At 43.2% G+C, this 17,131-nt stretch carries 18 protein-coding genes; 12 read left to right on the forward strand and 6 right to left on the reverse strand.

The window, feature by feature from the left end:
• Positions 1–8: 8 nt before the first annotated feature.
• A complete protein-coding gene (locus ARCPR_RS00775) occupies positions 9–491 on the reverse strand; it encodes a metal-dependent transcriptional regulator (RefSeq protein ID WP_012939563.1) in 483 nt (160 codons plus the stop codon).
• Complete coding sequence (locus ARCPR_RS00780; protein WP_012939564.1) at positions 472–708, reverse strand: FeoA family protein; 237 nt, start codon at positions 706–708, stop codon at positions 472–474. The genes ARCPR_RS00775 and ARCPR_RS00780 overlap by 20 nt, the downstream gene beginning before the upstream one ends.
• 90 nt (positions 709–798) lie before the next feature.
• On the opposite strand from ARCPR_RS00780, the gene ARCPR_RS00785 reads away from it, so the two are divergent.
• From ARCPR_RS00785 to ARCPR_RS00795, 3 genes are read left to right on the forward strand one after another with little or no spacing between them, the layout of a single operon-like run.
• Complete coding sequence (locus ARCPR_RS00785) at positions 799–1,836, forward strand: M42 family metallopeptidase (RefSeq protein WP_012939565.1); 1,038 nt, start codon at positions 799–801, stop codon at positions 1,834–1,836.
• 34 nt (positions 1,837–1,870) lie between these two features.
• A complete protein-coding gene (locus tag ARCPR_RS00790) occupies positions 1,871–2,281 on the forward strand; it encodes a phosphate-starvation-inducible PsiE family protein (RefSeq protein ID WP_012939566.1) in 411 nt (136 codons plus the stop codon).
• Between the two features lie 24 nt (positions 2,282–2,305).
• Complete coding sequence (locus ARCPR_RS00795) at positions 2,306–3,181, forward strand: formylmethanofuran--tetrahydromethanopterin N-formyltransferase (protein WP_012939567.1); 876 nt, start codon at positions 2,306–2,308, stop codon at positions 3,179–3,181.
• 70 nt (positions 3,182–3,251) lie between these two features.
• Here the strand turns inward: ARCPR_RS00795 and dph5 are convergent, their stop codons facing one another.
• Positions 3,252–4,007 carry a diphthine synthase gene (dph5, locus tag ARCPR_RS00800; protein WP_012939568.1) on the reverse strand — a complete coding sequence of 252 codons (756 nt, stop codon included), beginning with the start codon at positions 4,005–4,007 and terminating at the stop codon, positions 3,252–3,254.
• Positions 4,008–4,150: 143 nt separating this feature from the next.
• On the opposite strand from dph5, the gene ARCPR_RS00805 reads away from it, so the two are divergent.
• Positions 4,151–5,215 carry an OBG GTPase family GTP-binding protein gene (locus tag ARCPR_RS00805; protein WP_012939569.1) on the forward strand — a complete coding sequence of 355 codons (1,065 nt, stop codon included), beginning with the start codon at positions 4,151–4,153 and terminating at the stop codon, positions 5,213–5,215.
• On the opposite strand, the gene ARCPR_RS00810 is transcribed toward ARCPR_RS00805, so the two are convergent.
• Positions 5,216–5,743, reverse strand: coding sequence for a nitroreductase family protein (locus ARCPR_RS00810; RefSeq protein ID WP_012939570.1), 528 nt, complete (start codon positions 5,741–5,743; stop codon positions 5,216–5,218).
• 70 nt (positions 5,744–5,813) lie between these two features.
• On the opposite strand from ARCPR_RS00810, the gene ARCPR_RS00815 reads away from it, so the two are divergent.
• From ARCPR_RS00815 to ARCPR_RS00835, 5 genes are all read left to right on the forward strand, one after another.
• Positions 5,814–7,670 carry a threonine--tRNA ligase gene (locus ARCPR_RS00815; protein ID WP_012939571.1) on the forward strand — a complete coding sequence of 619 codons (1,857 nt, stop codon included), beginning with the start codon at positions 5,814–5,816 and terminating at the stop codon, positions 7,668–7,670.
• Positions 7,670–7,933, forward strand: a complete 264-nt coding sequence (locus ARCPR_RS00820) for an EMC6-like membrane protein (RefSeq protein WP_048084299.1) — start codon at positions 7,670–7,672, stop codon at positions 7,931–7,933. The genes ARCPR_RS00815 and ARCPR_RS00820 overlap by 1 nt, the downstream gene beginning before the upstream one ends.
• Before the next feature lie 108 nt (positions 7,934–8,041).
• Positions 8,042–9,811 (forward strand): ribosome biogenesis/translation initiation ATPase RLI, encoded by a 1,770-nt coding sequence (locus ARCPR_RS00825; RefSeq protein WP_012939573.1) that lies wholly within the window; start codon positions 8,042–8,044, stop codon positions 9,809–9,811.
• 52 nt (positions 9,812–9,863) lie between these two features.
• Positions 9,864–11,114 (forward strand): NfeD family protein, encoded by a 1,251-nt coding sequence (locus ARCPR_RS00830; RefSeq protein ID WP_012939574.1) that lies wholly within the window; start codon positions 9,864–9,866, stop codon positions 11,112–11,114.
• Positions 11,093–11,344 carry a DUF357 domain-containing protein gene (locus ARCPR_RS00835; RefSeq protein ID WP_012939575.1) on the forward strand — a complete coding sequence of 84 codons (252 nt, stop codon included), beginning with the start codon at positions 11,093–11,095 and terminating at the stop codon, positions 11,342–11,344. Before ARCPR_RS00830 ends, ARCPR_RS00835 begins: the two co-directional genes overlap by 22 nt.
• Here ARCPR_RS00835 and ARCPR_RS00840 read toward each other — a convergent pair.
• Both ARCPR_RS00840 and ARCPR_RS00845 read right to left on the reverse strand, forming a co-directional pair.
• Positions 11,333–13,243: an IGHMBP2 family helicase gene (locus ARCPR_RS00840; protein WP_012939576.1), complete on the reverse strand. Its 1,911-nt coding sequence runs from the start codon at positions 13,241–13,243 to the stop codon at positions 11,333–11,335. The two genes, ARCPR_RS00835 and ARCPR_RS00840, sit on opposite strands and share 12 nt — an antisense overlap.
• On the reverse strand, positions 13,240–13,923 hold the full coding sequence (locus tag ARCPR_RS00845) for an aspartate/glutamate racemase family protein (protein WP_012939577.1): 684 nt from the start codon (positions 13,921–13,923) through the stop codon (positions 13,240–13,242). The genes ARCPR_RS00840 and ARCPR_RS00845 overlap by 4 nt, the downstream gene beginning before the upstream one ends.
• A gap of 146 nt (positions 13,924–14,069) precedes the next feature.
• Here ARCPR_RS00845 and ARCPR_RS00850 point away from each other — a divergent pair, with 146 nt between their 5' ends.
• The 3 genes from ARCPR_RS00850 to ARCPR_RS00860 are packed head-to-tail and all read left to right on the forward strand — an operon-like array spanning position 14,070 to position 17,131.
• Complete coding sequence (locus tag ARCPR_RS00850; RefSeq protein WP_012939578.1) at positions 14,070–15,728, forward strand: acetolactate synthase large subunit; 1,659 nt, start codon at positions 14,070–14,072, stop codon at positions 15,726–15,728.
• On the forward strand, positions 15,725–16,213 hold the full coding sequence (ilvN, locus tag ARCPR_RS00855) for an acetolactate synthase small subunit (protein WP_012939579.1): 489 nt from the start codon (positions 15,725–15,727) through the stop codon (positions 16,211–16,213). The genes ARCPR_RS00850 and ilvN overlap by 4 nt, the downstream gene beginning before the upstream one ends.
• Before the next feature lie 21 nt (positions 16,214–16,234).
• Positions 16,235–17,131 (forward strand): radical SAM protein, encoded by an 897-nt coding sequence (locus tag ARCPR_RS00860; protein WP_012939580.1) that lies wholly within the window; start codon positions 16,235–16,237, stop codon positions 17,129–17,131.

Here is a 17,131-nt window from a genome sequence, read left to right on the forward strand (position 1 = left end):
GGAAGTTGTTAAACGTTTAACGCCTTACGCTTAACCCTTTCGCTCTTTGCTCTATCGCAAGGGTGAATACCCGTTCTACAAAACTCCCTAAAGTGTTCAAGCCACTTCGGGCTTATAGCGGGACATTCTTCTATGAATTTTACAAAATTCTTAAGCTGCTTAACCGTTTCAGAATGTAAGACATGCTCTATCGTGCATGCATCTTTTTCAGCAATATCCTTAGGAATTCCCAAGGCTGTAAGAAACTTTACAAGTATCTCCCTTCTCTCTCTCACATCTCTCGCTACCTTTCTTCCCTTTTCAGTCAAGGCCACGAAAAGTCTCTTTCTATATATTATATAGCCCCCTTTTGAGAGTTTTTCGAGCATTTCTGAGACGGTGGCAGGCTTGACGTTCAATCTCTCAGCTATGTCTTTCACCCTCGTAAAACCTTTCTCTCTGCAAAGCTCATAAATTGCCTCCAAGTAGTCTTCAGCCCTCTTTCCCAACATCGACCATCACCTTCATTGCTAAACCTCTCCCTATCACGAACTTCGTACCGTTTATCGAAATTAGCATGGCCCCACCCCTCCTCCCCAGAACTCGGATTTCTTTGCCCGGTACTATTCCCATAGCCATGAGCTTCCTCAGAGCGCCTATACCTCCGACAATGTTAACAACTTTGCCTTTTGCACCCTCTGGTAACATTGCTAGTGGAATTAGGCTCATCGAAATTAGGGTATCCTAAAAATATATAATCCTTTTGGTTTGCCTAAATCAAACGAGCAGAATTTATATAACTTCAACCGACTCGAAACCATGTTTGAACTACTCAAAAAGTTGTGCGACGCACACGGAATAAGTGGTTACGAAGATGAGGTCAGAGAGATAGTCAAAGCAGAGCTTGAGGGCTACGTCGATGAGATAAAGGTCGACAAGCTCGGGAACCTTATTTGCATCAAGAACGGTAGCGAATTCAAGGAGATGGTTTGTGCGCACATGGATGAGATCGGTTTTATGGTGAAATACATAGACGAGAAGGGTTTCATAAGGTTTACACCGATAGGTGGGTGGTTCAGTCAAATAGCTTTGGGACAGAGGGTAGTTCTGCACGGAAGCAAGGGGAAGGTCTACGGAGTTATAGGATGCAAACCTCCTCACGTTATGAAAGATGAGGAAAGAAAGAAGGCGATAGAGTTTAAGGATATGTTCATTGACGTAGGAGCGGAGAGCAAGGATGATGTAAAAGAGATGGGCATTGAGATTGGAACTCCGATAACCATTGATAGAGAACTTGTAAAGATGGGTAACAGGATAACTGGAAAGGCTTTGGATGACAGAGCAGGTTTGGCTGTAATGATAGAGGCTTTAAAGAGGACTAAGAGCGATGCAACAATTTATGCCGTAGCTACAGTTCAGGAGGAGGTCGGTTTGAAGGGTGCGAGAGTTTCAGCATTTGCGATTGAGCCAAATGTAGCTTTAGCATTGGATGTATGCGTTGCCACAGATTTTCCCGGTGCGGAGTCAACTTACATGGATATAAAGCTTGGAAAGGGGCCAGCTATAACAATAGTTGATGCAAGTGGTAGGGGTCTGATTGCAACAAAGAATGTCGTAAAGTGGTTGAAGGAAACTGCTGAGAAGAACGAGATACCCTATCAGCTTGAAGTTGCTGAAGGTGGAACAACGGATGCAACGGCAATTCAGCTCACGAAAGCTGGAATTCCATCTGGTGTGGTTAGTATACCTGCGAGGTACATCCACAGCCCAGTTGAAGTTGTTGATATGAGAGATATGGAGAATTCAGCCAATTTAGTTGCAAGAGCCCTTGAAAGAGCTGAGAAATACTTCAAGTAGTAATTTTTAAATTTTATCTTGTTAAAGGTCGTACGTGGCAAAGGGCAAGACTTACCAATTCTTTACGAAAGCATACTACGCACTCATGTTCATGATGGCTTTCGTAGTTCTGATTCTGCTAATTTTAAATGTGTACATTATTGTGAAGTCTATTCCCAATGTGGTAATAGTTGAAAGCAGAAGAGTTCTAGACGAACTTATCGCCGAAATACTCACGTTCTTTGTCCTGATAGAACTCACAAGGGCTTTTACAGAATACTTTGCATACCATCGTGTCAGACTTAGCTTGATGGCTGAGATTGCGTCAATATTTATCTTGAGAGAAATTCTGATAAAGCTCTACGTTGGAGAGTATGATTGGCTTACGCTAATAGCTTTTTCAGTCCTTCTAATCTCTGTAGTCATCGTGAGGGTTATGTGTTTGAAGTACTCACCAAAAGAATGATTAAGTTCTGAGCTAAGTGGTGGTATGGTTGAAGTAGAGGATACGTACTGTGAGGCTTTTAGCGGCATATACACTCGCTTAATTGTAACTGCCAAGTACAAGTATCTGCTTGAAAAAGCCGTTTATTCCGCAACGGCACTGCCATCTACAGTCTTTGGAGAATCTGAGGCTGGAGTAGAAAGGTGGTTGAGTCCTGAGGAAACACCAGATGGAAGAGTTGGAGCGGTAATCCAAATCTGGGTTCCGAAGACTAAAAAATTCATGGATGTTCTGCTTAGAGAAATGGGTAAGAGAATAAGACAGGGGATTTTAGTTGTCCCAACTACAAGAGTTTTCAACGCTTGTGAAGGTGAGAAAATTGATGTAGAGATAAACGTTGGAAGGTGTGGTGACGGATACGAGTGGTTTGAGGAGAGGTGGGGTAGGGAAGTTATAGTCGTTCCGATAATGTTCGGAGAGTTTGTCATCGAGCGTTACATAGGCTACGCCGAAGGTGTAGCTGGAGGTAACATCTGGTACTTCTGCGAGAGCGAAGAATCAGCATTGGAAGTTGGTGAAAGGGCTGTTGAGGCTTTAAAGGATGTGGATGGAGTGATAACACCTTTCGATGTATGTTCAGCGGGTTCCAAGCCCGAAACGAAGTTCCCAGAGATAGGTCCAACGACAAACCACCCTTACTGCCCATCGTTGAAGGGCAAGATACCCGATTCTAAAGTTCCAGAAGGTGTTAAAGCCATTCCCGAGATAGTAATCAACGGTGTGAGCTTAGAAGCCGTTAAGGAGGCTATGAAGGTGTGTATAGAGGTCGGAATGAATGTGGATGGAGTTGTGAAGATTTCAGCCGGGAACTACGGAGGTAAGTTAGGAAAGTACAAGATTTATTTGAGGGAGTTGATTTAAACTGGTTCAGCAATCACCATCTTCAATTCTTTTTCGTCCAAAACTCGGGGGCATTATTACCAACTTCCTATCATTCAACAATCTCCTCAAGCTCATCTGGAGCTTGAGCGAACAGCCTTAAACAATCGAACTCCATAAAGTGTAGCTTAGCCAACACGACCATGACATGCAAAGGCTCTCCAAAATCGTAATCTTTCAAATTTTTCATTCTATCGCACTTCACAACTGGATTTTCGCTCCCAGCCCTCGCAATTCCCACCGCAAACAAATCTCCAACACCACTCTCAACATCCATTAGAATCTCTACTGCATCCTTTATGGTCATAGGCTTGGGATGCAAATCTAAGAAGAGAAGTGTATGGGCGTTTATGCTTAGATTCTGATTTATAACGTCTATTGGCGTTTTTGATTTAATCCAGCTGACAGTGGCAGATTTACCGAACTTGTAGTTGTGCAAACCCGTTAAACCACAAACCGCGTTGATTATGCTACCAGCGTTTACTACTCTCGTCTTAACCCCTCTTCTTTCAGCCTCATATTTAAGAGCGGAGTGAGTTGTAGCGATCATCGGATCACCGGGGATTAGAATAACGACATCCCTCTCCTTAGCTCTCTCGATTATCCAAACACAGTTTTCTTCAAGATCGCTCCTACTCAACTCGACGATTTTTCTTCCGACGAACTCCTCTATTCTTTCGAGGTTCGTTCCCATGAGCTTTGAAGTGTAAAACTCGACGTAAACTTCGTCAGCTTTCCTTGCGATCTCCAAGCCTTTACAGCTTATGTCCCTCTCATCCCAGAGACCCATCCCAACAAATATCAACATCGCTCCAGCACCTCATCCTTAACCCTTCCACTCTCTGCTTTCCAAATGGATTAGACTTCCTGTTACCAAGCCTCAGCTATTAACGTTTTGTTGCAAACGTATTGGCATAAACGATTTAACCCCATTCAGGTTTTAAATTCGCGATGGATATAATCCAAGAGATCAAGAGACTTGAGGAGGAGATCAAGAAAACACCCTACAACAAGGCTACTGAACACCACATAGGTAGGCTTAAAGCTAAGCTCGCAAGGCTTAAAGAGGAGCTTGAGAAGCAGAGGCAGAAGAAGTCTAAGGCTCCAGCTTTCTCTCTCAGAAAGGAGGGCGATGCAAGCGTATTCTTGGTAGGATTTCCTTCGGTTGGGAAATCAACTCTCCTAAATGCCTTAACGAATGCGAAGAGCGAGGTTGGCGATTACGACTTCACAACTCTAAAGCCGGTTCCGGGTATGTTGGAATATAAAGGTGCGAAGATTCAGATAGTGGACGTTCCGGGATTGATAGAAGGAGCATCTAAGGGTAAGGGGAGGGGAAGGGAGGTTTTGAGCTTCATAAGGAACGCGGATTTGATAGTTATCGTGGTTGACGTTTTTACACTTCACAACATCGACATCATAAAGAGGGAACTTTACGAGGCTGGAATCAGGTTAAATCAAAAGCCACCGGAGGTTGTTATAAAGAAGAGGGAGAGGGGAGGAATTAAGATAACTTCAACCGTTCCCCTTTCCTTAGATGAGAGCACGATTGTTGAAGTTTTGAAGGAAAACAGGATACACAACGCTGAAGTCATAATAAGGGAGGATTTAACGCTCGACAGGTTGATAGATGCCATAATGGGTAACAGAGTGTACATTCCATCGATAACTGTTGTGAACAAGATCGATCTCTATCAGCCTGAACTACCCGAAGACGTAATTCCCATTTCCGCAGAGAGAGGAATAAACTTGGACAGGTTGAAGGAGGAGATTTACAGGAAGCTCGATTTCATAAGAATATACCTCAAACCTCCGGGTGGAAAGCCCGATTTTGACGAGCCTCTGATAATGAGAAGGGGTTGCACCGTCGCGGATGTCTGCAAAAAACTTCACAGGGGTATGCTTGAGAGCTTTAGATATGCTAAGGTCTGGGGTAAATCTGTAAAGTATCAGGGACAGAGAGTTGGTTTAGATCACGTGCTTGAAGATGAAGACATTTTGACAATCTACGCTTAATTACCATTTCTCCCAGTGCGTTAGATATTCTATTGGATACCTCTCCCTTCTTTTAGGTTTCTCAGCTGGGTAGCCTATAGGTACTATAGCCATAGGTCTTGCGTAGTCTGGGATTCCAAGTATTTCCATTACCTCAACTTCATCAAAAGCTCCGACCCAAACCGCTCCCAATCCAAGCATGTGCGCAGCCAAGAGTATGTTCTCGATTGCAGCGGTGGCATCTTGCTCCGCGTAGAGCCTTCCTCTCTCTCCGTAAACTCTCATCGATCGGGGATAGTTTGCACACACAACGATAACTACCGGAGCTTCAGCTATGAACATCTGTTTTAATGCTGCCTTTGCCAACTTCAATTTGGTATTCTCATCTCTAACAACAATAAAATCTCTTGCCTGTAAATTCCCGGCTGAAGGTGCAGCGTTCCCCGCTTCTAAAATGACTTTAATCACATCCTCTGGAACGGGATCGGGTTTAAATCTTCGAATTGAGACTCTCGTAAATATAGCTTCGAGACGGTGTTCGTAAGGCATGACTTAAGTAATCTAACACCGATAAATTGTTTTCCATTAAAATTTTAAGCAGTCGAACTTCCTTGCATCCATGAGACTTCTGCTCATCCATGCGGATTATATCGAATACGAGCCTAAAGAGAAAACGAAGTTTGCTGAGGATTGGGAGCCTAAGAAGGAAAGAATTGAGGAGTGCCTTGTCGTCTTTACGTCCGTTGAAAAGGGTGATGAAAATGTTGTAGATAGGGCTGTTGAAGAGATTAGGGAGGTTGCCAAGAAGCTCAACGTAGATAAGATAGTTGTTTACCCTTACGCTCATCTCTCCTCAAACTTAGCCGATCCAGATACAGCAGTTGCCGTTTTAAAGGAGATTGAAAGCAAGCTTAGTCAGGATTTTAATGTTCACAGAGCTCCTTTCGGCTGGTATAAAGCTTTCAAGCTCTCCTGTAAAGGACACCCTCTCAGCGAGCTTTCCCGTTCAATAGTAGTTGAGGAGGAGAAAGAAGTTACTCAGGCTTTAAAGGCTGAGGAGAAAGTTAAGAGCTACTGGTTTATCCTTACTCCGGATAAGGAGCTTGTTGAGGTTGAAAAATTCGACTTCACTGGTTACGAAAACTTGAGGAAGTTTGCAAGGTATGAGATGGAGAAGAGGAGGGCTGTTGACAAGATACCACCGCACGTCGAGCTAATGAAAAGACTTGAAATTGCCGATTACGAACCGGCATCAGATTCTGGTCATTTGAGGTATTATCCCAAGGGTAGGCTAATCAAAAGCCTCCTTGAAGAGTTTGTAACGCTAAAGTGCATAGAATACGGGGCTATGGAAGTCGAAACACCGATAATGTACGACAGAAGTCATCCAACACTGAGGAGGTATTTGGAGAGATTTCCAGCGAGGCAATACATAATTAAAGGCGACAAAAGGGAGTTCTTCCTTCGATTTGCGGCTTGCTTTGGTCAGTTTCTAATAGCTCACGATTCCGTCATAACATACAAAAATCTGCCCATGAAGCTCTACGAACTGACAAGATACTCCTTCAGAAAGGAGCAGAGGGGAGAGTTGGTAGGTTTGAGGAGGCTTAGAGCCTTCACAATGCCGGACATGCACACCTTCGTAAGGGACATGGAACAAGCTAAGCAAGAGTTCTTCAACCAATACAAGCTTTCCGTAGAAGTCTTAAAGGGAATTGGAATAGATCCTGAAGATTACGAAGTTGCGGTAAGAGTAACTAAAGATTTCTACGAACAGAACAAGGAGTTCATTCATTCTCTTGTCGATATTCTTAGAAAACCCATTCTGGTGGAGATGTGGGATCAAAGATTCTTCTATTTCGTTCTCAAATTTGAATTTAACTTCGTAGATGCCTTGGAGAAAGCATCGGCCCTGTCGACTGTTCAGATAGATGTTGAAAATGCTGAAAGATATGACATAAGCTATGTGGATGAGAACGGTGAGAAGAAGAGACCTCTGATTTTACACTGCTCTCTAAGCGGTGCTATAGAGAGATGCATGTATGCACTGCTTGAGAAAGCCCACATGAATATGGAAAGGGGTAAGTTGCCAATGCTTCCCGTCTGGCTCTCTCCAACACAGGTTAGAGTCATTCCCGTTTCGGAGAGGTACTTAGATAGAGCAATTGAGGTTGCAAATGAGTTGAGTAGGCGTGGGATAAGAGCAGATGTTGATGACAGGGATGAGACATTAGGCAAGAAGATAAGGGATGCCGGGAGGGAATGGATACCTTATGTTGCTGTGATTGGTGAGGATGAAGTTAAGGGAGGATTCTTGACTGTAACAATTAGAGCAGAATCAACCTTGAAGGAGCAGAAGAGGGTCAAGATGAGTATCGATGAACTTGCGGAAAGAGTTAAAAAGGAGTGTGAGGGTAAACCGTTCAAGCCTTTGCCTTTACCGATGTTGCTGTCTAAGAGACCGAACTTCAGGTGATGAAGATGAACAGAGAAGGTTTAATCAAGACGGGCATTCCCCTTATTTTGGGAGCGATAGCGGGCATTCTGTCCTTCCTTATAACAGACGGTATCAGGTCGAGGGATCCGCTTGGAATAATTGTCCTCGTTTTTCTAATCTACGTGAACAAGTTCCTTCTTCCAAAGCTTGGTGTGAATCTTGAGGGGAAGGACTGGGTTGCCATAAGCTTCATGTGCTTTGCTGGCTGGTATATAACTTGGACGTTCTTGTTAAACGTATGATCTTTGCTAGCAGAAAGCCTATTATCAAACCCCACTTTTTGCCTCCTTCATAAAGATCACTCGAAACACAAGCTTAAGTTTATATTGCGAGGTTCTCACGGTTGGAAAATGACGAAGAAGATCAGAATTGCAGTGGTAGATAAGGACAGATGTCAGCCGAAGAAGTGCTCACAGGAGTGTGTTAAATACTGCCCGAAGGTCAGGACTGGTGCAGAGGATACGATCGTAATAAAGGATAAGGCAGAAATTTCAGAGGAGCTTTGCGTTGGATGCGGTATCTGTGTCAAGAAGTGTCCATTTAAGGCTATTACGATCGTAGGCTTACCTCACGAGCTTGAGGGGAAGGAGGTTCACAGATACGGCAAAAATGGATTTGTTCTATACGGGCTGCCCATTCCGAGAAAGGGTTACGTTGTAGGATTGCTAGGTCCAAATGGAACTGGTAAGACCACTGCAGTAAAGATACTGACAGGTCAGCTAAAACCGAATTTGGGAAAGGAAGAGGCCACATGGGAAGAAATCTTCGAGCGATTTGCTGGTACAGAGCTTTTGAATTACTTTAAGGACTTGGCTGAAGGCAAGATAAGGGTTAGCGTAAAACCGCAGTATATCGAGGCCATTCCGAGGGTTTACAAGGGTAAGGTGATAGATCTACTTAAGAGGGCTGATGAGCTTGGAATTTTGGACGAGATGGTTGAGAAGCTTGAACTGAAGAACTGTTTGCACAGAGATGTGAAGGATTTGAGTGGTGGAGAGTTGCAGAGGATCGCGATAGCTGGATGTCTGATGAAGGATGCCGATTTCTACTTCCTCGATGAAATAACCTCTTATCTCGATATCTATCAGAGAATGAACTGTGCTAAAGTTATAAGGGAAAGAGCTGAAAACAAATCGGTTCTTATAGTAGAGCACGATTTGGCTATTCTCGACATGCTCGCAGATTTTGTCCACATAAGCTACGGTGAACCGGGAGTTTACGGTATCATAACAAACGCTAAAGGTGTCAGGGTTGGTATAAATCAGTATCTGAGAGGTTACTTAGCTGAGGAGAACGTGAGGATAAGAGAGAAGCCTATAGAGTTCGACATATTCCAGCCAAGACAGGATGTTAGTGAAAAAATCCTTGTTGAGTATCCCAGCTTCACAAAAACCCTAAACGGTTTTAGACTTGAGGCTGAGGCGGGAGACATTAGATGTGAAGAAGTCTTAGGCGTTGTAGGTAAGAATGCAACCGGTAAATCGACTTTTGTGAAGATACTCGCTGGTGTTTTGAAAGATGACGAGGAGAAGGTAAAGCTGAATGTCAGAGTTTCATACAAGCCTCAATACGTTAAAGCTGATGTCAGCATGGAAGTCGGAGCTTTTTTGAGGAAGATAAATCCAATGATCGACTCCTCTTACTACAAAACAGAGTTCATAAAGCCCTTAGGCTTGGATAAACTCATGGACAGGAATCTGGATGAATTAAGCGGTGGAGAGTTGCAGAGAGTTGCAATAGTTGCATGCCTGCTTAGAGAGGCCGATTTGTATCTACTCGATGAACCTTCAGCCCATTTGGATGTTGAACAGAGGATAGAGGTTGCTAGAATAATAAGGAGATTTGCCTTAAACTTCTCGAAGAGCGTACTCGTTGTAGATCACGACATCTACTTGATAGATATGGTAAGTGACAGACTTATGGTGTTTCAGGGAGAGCCGGGGAAGAGAGGAATTGCAAGAAAGCCTATGGGTATGAGGGAAGGTATGAACACATTCCTAGCAGATTTGGGTATCACGTTCAGAAGGGATGAGGAAACTAAGAGACCTCGTGTCAATAAGATAGGTTCGAGATTAGATAGAGAGCAGAAGGCAAAGGGTGAGTATTATTATTACTTCTAAACCCTACAACCATTTTCTAACAACATTTAAAACGTTCAAGTCTAAGTGATCTATGCGAAAAACGTTACTGGTAATTCTCATTTTCATCTTCGCAATCCCCCAAGCCAAAGCTCTAATAGTTGAGATAGACATCAAAGGCGAGATCAATCAAGGGACTGTGGAGTTAGTCAGGCAGGGATTCGATTTGGCTATGAGGGAGAATGCTCAAGCCGTTTTGATAGTCTTAGATACGCCCGGAGGACTTCTCTCTTCAACAAAGGAGATCGTATCGACGATAATGAATAGCGGAATCCCCGTAATAACCTATGTACCCAAAGGGGCATTTTCGGCCTCAGCTGGCACGATAATCCTACTGTCTGGGCACATCTCCGCAATGGCAAACGGCACATCTTTAGGTTCTGCAACACCAGTCGGTTTGAGTGAGGAGGAGAAAAACAAGACGATAAATTACGTGGCTAGTTATTTGGAGAGTATTGCTGAAGCAAGAGGAAGGCCGAAAGAGATTGTAAAAAAGTTTGTTACTGAAGGAATAAGTTTGACTGCGAGAGAGGCTTACGAGAAGGGTGTTATAGATATCTTGGCTGATAGCAGAGAAGAGCTTTTTGAGAAGGCTGATGGCTGGAAGGTGGATTTAAATGGTAAAAACGTCATGTTGCACCTTAGAGGAGAAAGGGTTGTTAAGGTGAGTAAATCTCTTAAGTCTGAAATCGTAGGATTTTTGAGCAATCCAATAGTGGCATCTCTACTTCTCTTAATCGGAGTATACGCATTAATAATTGGATTTTCAACTCCCGGAATAGGATTGGAGATTGTCGGAATCGTTTGCTTAATCCTCGCCCTATTTGGACTTCAGGTCATAAACTTCGATTACTTGGGACTTGTTCTGATAATAATTGGTGCAATTCTGCTGATTCTCGAATTATTCGTACCAGCTCATGGAATCTTGGCAATCGCATCGATAGTTGTTATCGTTTTAGGATCGGTAATGCTGGTAAAAGAGCCTTTGATGCCCGAAGAGTTTTACAGAAGTTTTCTCTACCTCATTGCTGGTATGAGCATAGGCTTAGCATCTTTCATGAGTTATGCGGTGATAAGGATATTCCAGACGAGGGAGATAAGGGCGAGGGTTGGGGAAGTTGTTGGAGAGATTGGAGAAATAGTCGAATTCTCTGACGGTAAGGGGTTTGTCAAAGTTAGGGGAGAGATATGGCGTTGTAAGAGCGATGAGGAGCTTAAGAAGGGAGATGAAGTAGTTGTAGTTAGGAGGGAGGGGTTGACGCTATGGGTGAAAAGGAAGAGCTGATTTCTGAAACTAAAAAGTGGCTTGAGCAGATAAAGGAGAGGATTAAGAAAGTTTCCGCTTGCAACGAGAAAGGAGAGGAGTTTCTGAGAAACATAAAGGCATACATAAGTGACACGGAATACTTTTTCGAAAAGGGAGATCTCGTTAGAGCTTTTGAATGTGTAGTCTGGGCTTGGGCTTGGCTTGAGATAGGATTGAATTTGGGTCTTCTGATTGAATCAGCAGATTGAAACGAACTTACCTTCCCTTTTGATAAATTCGATTAATCTTCGATAGGTCTCGTGAGTTGAGAGCGTCTTTGAGTCCCCGACCATTATCAGCTTTCTCTTAGCCCTCGTTAATGCAACGTTTAACCTCCTCAAATCCTCTAAAAAGCCAATCTCTCCTCTTCTGTTACTTCTTACAAACGAAATGATTATTACCTCCTTTTCTCTCCCCTGATAGCCATCGACTGTGTTTACTTCAACATCTATCATCCTTCTGAGAAGATCAACTTGATCCTCGTAAGGTGTAATTACTCCTATCCACTCCCTTTTAACTCCCGCTCTGACAAGCTTTTTGACTATTTTGGTAACGATCTTAGCTTCGAGTGGATTTTCTCTCGAAGTCGATCCTTTTCTCTGCCTTTCAAATCTATCTGGGCATTTTGACGTATCTAGGAAGATCAAAACGTTCCTTGGATTCACTATCTCATCTTCCGATTCAACTCTCAAGTCTGCAAGGGTTATGTTCCTAACACTCTCATCAGCTTTCAACTTACCTCCGTAGAACTCTTTATTTGGAAACTCCATCAGCTTCTCGTTCATACGGTATTGAATTTCAAGCATTTTCGAATGCTCGGGATACTTCTCTATTAGCATCTCGAAGAGCGTTTTACTGAGTTCCTCAGCTTTTAAGACTGTAGGAGGGAGCTGTTTATGATCTCCAGCTAAAACAAACTTTTCAGCCTTGTTTATGGGAATTAAAACGCTTGGAATCGTTGATTGCGTTGCCTCATCTATAACTGCGACATCGAAATTGATATCGATTGTGAACGCGGTAGAATTCGTTGCCAAAACAACTTCAGCCTCTTCAATCACTTCTCTCGCTATTTCCTCCTCTAAAGCTCTCGCTTTATTCAAAAGTTCTTCTATCAACTTGTTAAGCTTTATCCACTCGGCCATAGACCTTATGACCTTCCAAGAGACTCCTCTAGCTCCTCTCTTCTTTTCGGCAAGCTCCAAAATCTCTTCATCGCTCAAACCCCTCCTCAAAGCTGGAGTTGGCTTTCTAAACTTGGCTCTTGCTTTGATCAGCCTTTCAGCCCTACTTCTAAGCTCTTCAACATCTTTATACCTCTCATGGCCAACAACTTTGGCTGAGAGGGTTGTAGATTTAAGCTGAGTTCTTGAAGGATGTCCCAACCTGACAATGTTCAAATCCCTGAGTTGTTCGACGAGGTTGTCAACGGCTATGTTGCTCTCAGCTGTAGCTAATACTTTCCTTCCCCTTTTGACCTCCTGCCTAACAATTTCGGCAAGAGTCCTCGTCTTTCCAGTTCCAAAAGGTCCGTGAATTAGGAAGAAGTCGTTTGAACCCAAAGCCAGAGCTACCGCCTCTCTCTGACTTTCGTTTAAACGCTCGTCAACTGGCTCAAAGTAAGCCTTTTCAGGTTCATCCGGCTTTTCAAGTCCTAAAGCAAATTTCAGAGCTTTTAAAGCAACGTTACCCAAATTCTCTAGATTTTCTATCCATCTTCTGAATGTGACATCATTCGCATAAAGATCGATCCTCACATCCTTTAAAGCCCAACTTGGAACGTTTTCCAAAGCTACAACAATGTATCTGTTCCCCTTCTCTGCCACAACACCTACAAGATCACTTTTCAAAGGGTTTCCTCTACTTATCAGAACCAAATCACCGACGTTGATGTTTGTCTCAATTTTCCTTCTTCTTCCATACTTTACAAGCTTATAACCAAACTCCTCTCCAACAACCTTCCCATTGAGATTTAAAATTGCTCTACCCCTTAGCTCCCTTTCCTCTCCACTCAGAAATCTTATCTCGTTTAGCATTGCCTCTATCTGCGCCCTTCTTTCTATTTCCACGAGTTCCTTCAGTTTATCAATAAAATCATTCAGCATAGTCATTTAAGGGCAAATTCAACAGCGTAGACTGCATGAATCTTTGTTGAGTCAAAAATCGGAATTTCTGCATGTTTAACAAGGAGTGGTAGTTCTGTACAGCCTAAAATAACTCCCTCGGCACCCTTCATTTTAAGTCTCTCGATAATCTCAATCAGTTTTCTCTTCGAAGAGTCTTTGAAAATTCCCCTACAAAGCTCCTCGAAAATTATGCGGTGCACTTCGTTTCTGTCCTCCTCATCCGGAATAACTACTTCTAAGCCGTATTTTCTCAAACCATCTTCGTAAAATCCGTCTTCCATTGTGAACTTTGTCCCTAAGAGTCCAACCCTTTTAATTCCCCTTTTCACGACTTCTCTAGCTACGCAGTCTATTATGCTTAGGAGAGGAACGTTTATCCTGCTCTGAACATAATCAGCTACCTTGTGCATGGTGTTTGTGCATATGAGAATGAAGTCTGCACCAGCATTTTCAAGAATCTTAGCCTTTTCTGCAAGAATCTCGCCGAGCTCGTTCCACCTATTCTGACTCTGAAGCTCAGCTATTTCACTGAAATCGAAGGAGTAGAGAATTATCTTGGCTGAGTGAAGACCATTCAGTCTTTTGGCAACTTCCTCGTTTATTATCTTGTAGTATTCAAGCGTTGATTCCCAACTCATTCCTCCCAACAGCCCGATTGTCTTCACGAAGTTAAAAGCTCAGTAAAGTATAAATATTGTAACGTTCTCCCTTTGCTCAATGCATACACATTACGTAAACTCTATTATTATTTCTGTAAGCTTGGTAGTTTTGTTGGTAGAGTAAATTCTCAGTTTTGTTCGGGTGGTTTTCCATGAGGGTTGCTGATGCGATCGTCAAAGCCTTGGAGAAGGAGGGTGTCGAAGTAGCTTTTGGCATACCCGGTGGAGCGATAATGGAAGTCTACGATGCTCTATACGATTCGAACATAACCCACATACTCGCAAGGCACGAGCAAGGAGCAGTTCATATGGCTGATGGATACGCAAGAGCTAGCGGCAGGGTCGGAGTCGCATTTGCAACATCTGGCCCCGGTGCCACGAACACGGTTACAGGAATTGCGACAGCCTACATGGATTCCTCCCCTCTCATAGTCTTCACGGGACAAGTTCCAAGAGCGATGATCGGTAATGATGCGTTTCAGGAAGCGGATATAACGGGCATAACCATGCCAATAACAAAACACAACTACCTCGTTACGGATGAGAAGGAGGTTTTGAAGATTGTTAAGGAGGCTTTCTATATAGCCTCAACAGGAAGGCCGGGTCCAGTCCTAATTGATCTGCCGAAGGACGTTACTCAGGCTGACATAGACTTCGATTACCCTGAGAAGATCGAGATAAGGGGATACAAACCCAAAATACATGGACATCCCAACCAGATTAAAAGAGCTGTAGAGCTTATAATGAAGTCTGAGAGACCGATAATATTAGCGGGAGGCGGAGTTAGAATATCAAACGCTCATCCTGAAGTCCTAGAGCTGGCTGAGAAGATCCCTGCATTTGTTGTAACTACCTTAATGGGTAAAGGTGCTATTCCGGAGGAACATCCACTTAGCTTGGGATTCATAGGAATGCACGGGACAAAGTATGGAAACTTGGCTGTAATGGATGCCGACTTGATAATAGCTGTCGGATGCAGGTTCAGTGATAGAACGGTTGGAAAGTTTGATGAATTTGCTCCAAATGCAAAAATAATCCACATAGATATAGATCCTGCGGAAATAGGTAAGAACGTAAGAGTAGATGTACCAATAGTGGGAGATGCTAAGCATGTTTTGAGAGAGATTATCAAGTTCATCGAGTTTAAGGCGAGGAAGGAGTGGTTCGATTACGTTAACGAGCTAAGGAGGAAGTATCCATTGAAATATGAGTATCGAGAGGACGTGATAAAACCACAATTTGTGATAGAGAAAGTATACGAGCTTTTCCCAGACGCAATAGTGACTACTGAAGTCGGACAGAACCAGATGTGGGCTGCACAGTACTTCAAAGTTAAGTATCCTAGACAGTTCATAACTTCCGGTGGACTGGGAACGATGGGATTCGGATTCCCGGCTGCAATAGGTGCAAAGGTTGCGTTTCCAGATAAAGTCGTGATAGACATAGCTGGAGACGGTAGTTTCCTGATGAACATTCAAGAGCTTGCTACAGCCGTCGATTACGGTATCAACGTCATAGTTTGCGTTTTGAACAATGCGTACCTTGGAATGGTCAGACAGTGGCAAGAACTATTCTACAATAAACGCTATTCTGCCACAAGGCTCAGATATCCTGAACTCAGCTTTGAGAAGATTGCCAAAGGGTTTGGGGCTCACGGAATAACCGTTGAGAAACCGAGTGAGGTTGAGGATGCACTTAAAGAAGCAAGGGATGTTGATAAGCCCGTTGTGATTGACTTCCACGTTGAAGTGGAAGAGAACGTCTTCCCGTTCGTTCCACCGGGCAAATCGCTTAGGGAGGTGTTGGGATGAAGAAATACATAGCTGTTTTGGTTGAGAACAGGCCCGGTGTCCTCGCAAGAGTTGCATCGCTCTTCAGGAGGAGGGGATTCAATATAGATAGCCTATCCGTTGGGACAACAGAGAGAGATGATATCTCTCGAATGACTATCGTTGTCAACGAGGATGAGAAGACTGTTGAGCAGGTAACGAAACAGTTGAATAAGCTGATTGAAGTAATAAAGGTCAGTGATGTCACGGAAAACAGTGTTCATAGAGAGCTAGCTTTGGTGAAGGTAAGCGCGCCTCCAGACAGGAGAGGTGAAATAATCGAGATTGCCAACATCTTTAGGGCGAGAATCGTTGATGTGGCGAGGGACAGCTTCATAGTTGAGATTACTGGTGATGAGGAAAAGATCAACGCATTCATCGATTTAATGAGGCAGTATGGCATAAAGGAGGTTGCGAGAACGGGGGTTGTTTCGATGTCGAGAGGGAGTAAGGTAACTTCGATCTGATTTTTCTCAACTTTTTAGTTCATGATATTCGGCTACGTTCCCTCAAGAAGGCTGGGAAAGAGTTTGGGTGTGAATAACCTGCCGGAAAAGCTTTGCAGCTACTCCTGTGTATACTGTCAAATTGGAAGAACTAAGAATCTCACAATTGAAAGAAGGGCATTCTACAAGCCCGAAGAGATAAGGAAAGCTGTGGAGAACGTTCTTAAAGAGAAGGTAGATTACATAACGTTTGTTCCAAATGGAGAGCCAACGCTTGACATAAATTTGGGTAGATCTGCTGAGATACTAAAGGATTTGGGCAAAGTGGCTGTAATATCTAACTCCTCATTGATTTGGATGGAAGATGTCAGGCATGATCTGAGCTTTTTCGATTTGGTATCTCTAAAACTCGATACAACAAACGAAAGACTCTGGAGGAGGATAAACAGACCTCACAGAGACCTAAAGCTGGATAAAATACTTGAAGGTATGCTCGAGTTTTCAAGAAATTATAGCGGAACTTTGATTACAGAAACAATGCTTTTAGACGGGTTTGAATACGATTTCGAAAATATAGCTAATTTTTTAAGAGAGTTGAAGCCAGATAGAGCCTATATTTCAATACCTATAAGACCTCCAGCGGAGAGATGGGTTAAGCCTGCCAATCCTTATGTAGTCATGAAAGCCTATGAAGTATTTTCAAAGTACGTCAAAGTCGATTTACTGACAGATTACGAGGATTTGAACTTCGGTTTTAGCGGAGATGCAAAGAGGGATTTGCTGAGTATAACTTCTGTTCATCCTCTTAGGGAGGAGGCTGTTCTAGAAATTTTAAAGAAGGATAATGCTGATTTCAGTGTGGTTGAGGAGCTGATAAATGAAGGGAAGCTTGAGGTCAGAGAATTTGGGGGTAAGAGGTTTTACGTTAGAAGGCGCTAA

The sequence above is a fragment of the Archaeoglobus profundus DSM 5631 genome (assembly GCF_000025285.1).
Classification (GTDB): Archaea; Halobacteriota; Archaeoglobi; order Archaeoglobales; family Archaeoglobaceae; genus Archaeoglobus_B; species Archaeoglobus_B profundus.

Bases quoted from the DNA above. Each gene is read 5' to 3' on its own strand.
- ARCPR_RS00820 (WP_048084299.1), top strand. From the start codon at position 7,670: ATGAAGATGAACAGAGAAGGTTTAATCAAGACGGGCATTCCCCTTATT.
- ARCPR_RS00775 (WP_012939563.1), bottom strand. From the start codon at position 491: ATGTTGGGAAAGAGGGCTGAAGACTACTTGGAGGCAATTTATGAGCTT.
- dph5 (WP_012939568.1), bottom strand. From the start codon at position 4,007: ATGTTGATATTTGTTGGGATGGGTCTCTGGGATGAGAGGGACATAAGC.
- ARCPR_RS00830 (WP_012939574.1), top strand. From the start codon at position 9,864: ATGCGAAAAACGTTACTGGTAATTCTCATTTTCATCTTCGCAATCCCC.
- ARCPR_RS00840 (WP_012939576.1), bottom strand. From the start codon at position 13,243: ATGACTATGCTGAATGATTTTATTGATAAACTGAAGGAACTCGTGGAA.
- ARCPR_RS00850 (WP_012939578.1), top strand. From the start codon at position 14,070: ATGAGGGTTGCTGATGCGATCGTCAAAGCCTTGGAGAAGGAGGGTGTC.
- ARCPR_RS00835 (WP_012939575.1), top strand. From the start codon at position 11,093: ATGGGTGAAAAGGAAGAGCTGATTTCTGAAACTAAAAAGTGGCTTGAG.
- ARCPR_RS00795 (WP_012939567.1), top strand. From the start codon at position 2,306: ATGGTTGAAGTAGAGGATACGTACTGTGAGGCTTTTAGCGGCATATAC.
- ARCPR_RS00805 (WP_012939569.1), top strand. From the start codon at position 4,151: ATGGATATAATCCAAGAGATCAAGAGACTTGAGGAGGAGATCAAGAAA.
- ARCPR_RS00780 (WP_012939564.1), bottom strand. From the start codon at position 708: ATGAGCCTAATTCCACTAGCAATGTTACCAGAGGGTGCAAAAGGCAAA.
- ARCPR_RS00815 (WP_012939571.1), top strand. From the start codon at position 5,814: ATGAGACTTCTGCTCATCCATGCGGATTATATCGAATACGAGCCTAAA.
- ARCPR_RS00785 (WP_012939565.1), top strand. From the start codon at position 799: ATGTTTGAACTACTCAAAAAGTTGTGCGACGCACACGGAATAAGTGGT.
- ARCPR_RS00810 (WP_012939570.1), bottom strand. From the start codon at position 5,743: ATGCCTTACGAACACCGTCTCGAAGCTATATTTACGAGAGTCTCAATT.
- ARCPR_RS00860 (WP_012939580.1), top strand. From the start codon at position 16,235: ATGATATTCGGCTACGTTCCCTCAAGAAGGCTGGGAAAGAGTTTGGGT.
- ilvN (WP_012939579.1), top strand. From the start codon at position 15,725: ATGAAGAAATACATAGCTGTTTTGGTTGAGAACAGGCCCGGTGTCCTC.
- ARCPR_RS00825 (WP_012939573.1), top strand. From the start codon at position 8,042: ATGACGAAGAAGATCAGAATTGCAGTGGTAGATAAGGACAGATGTCAG.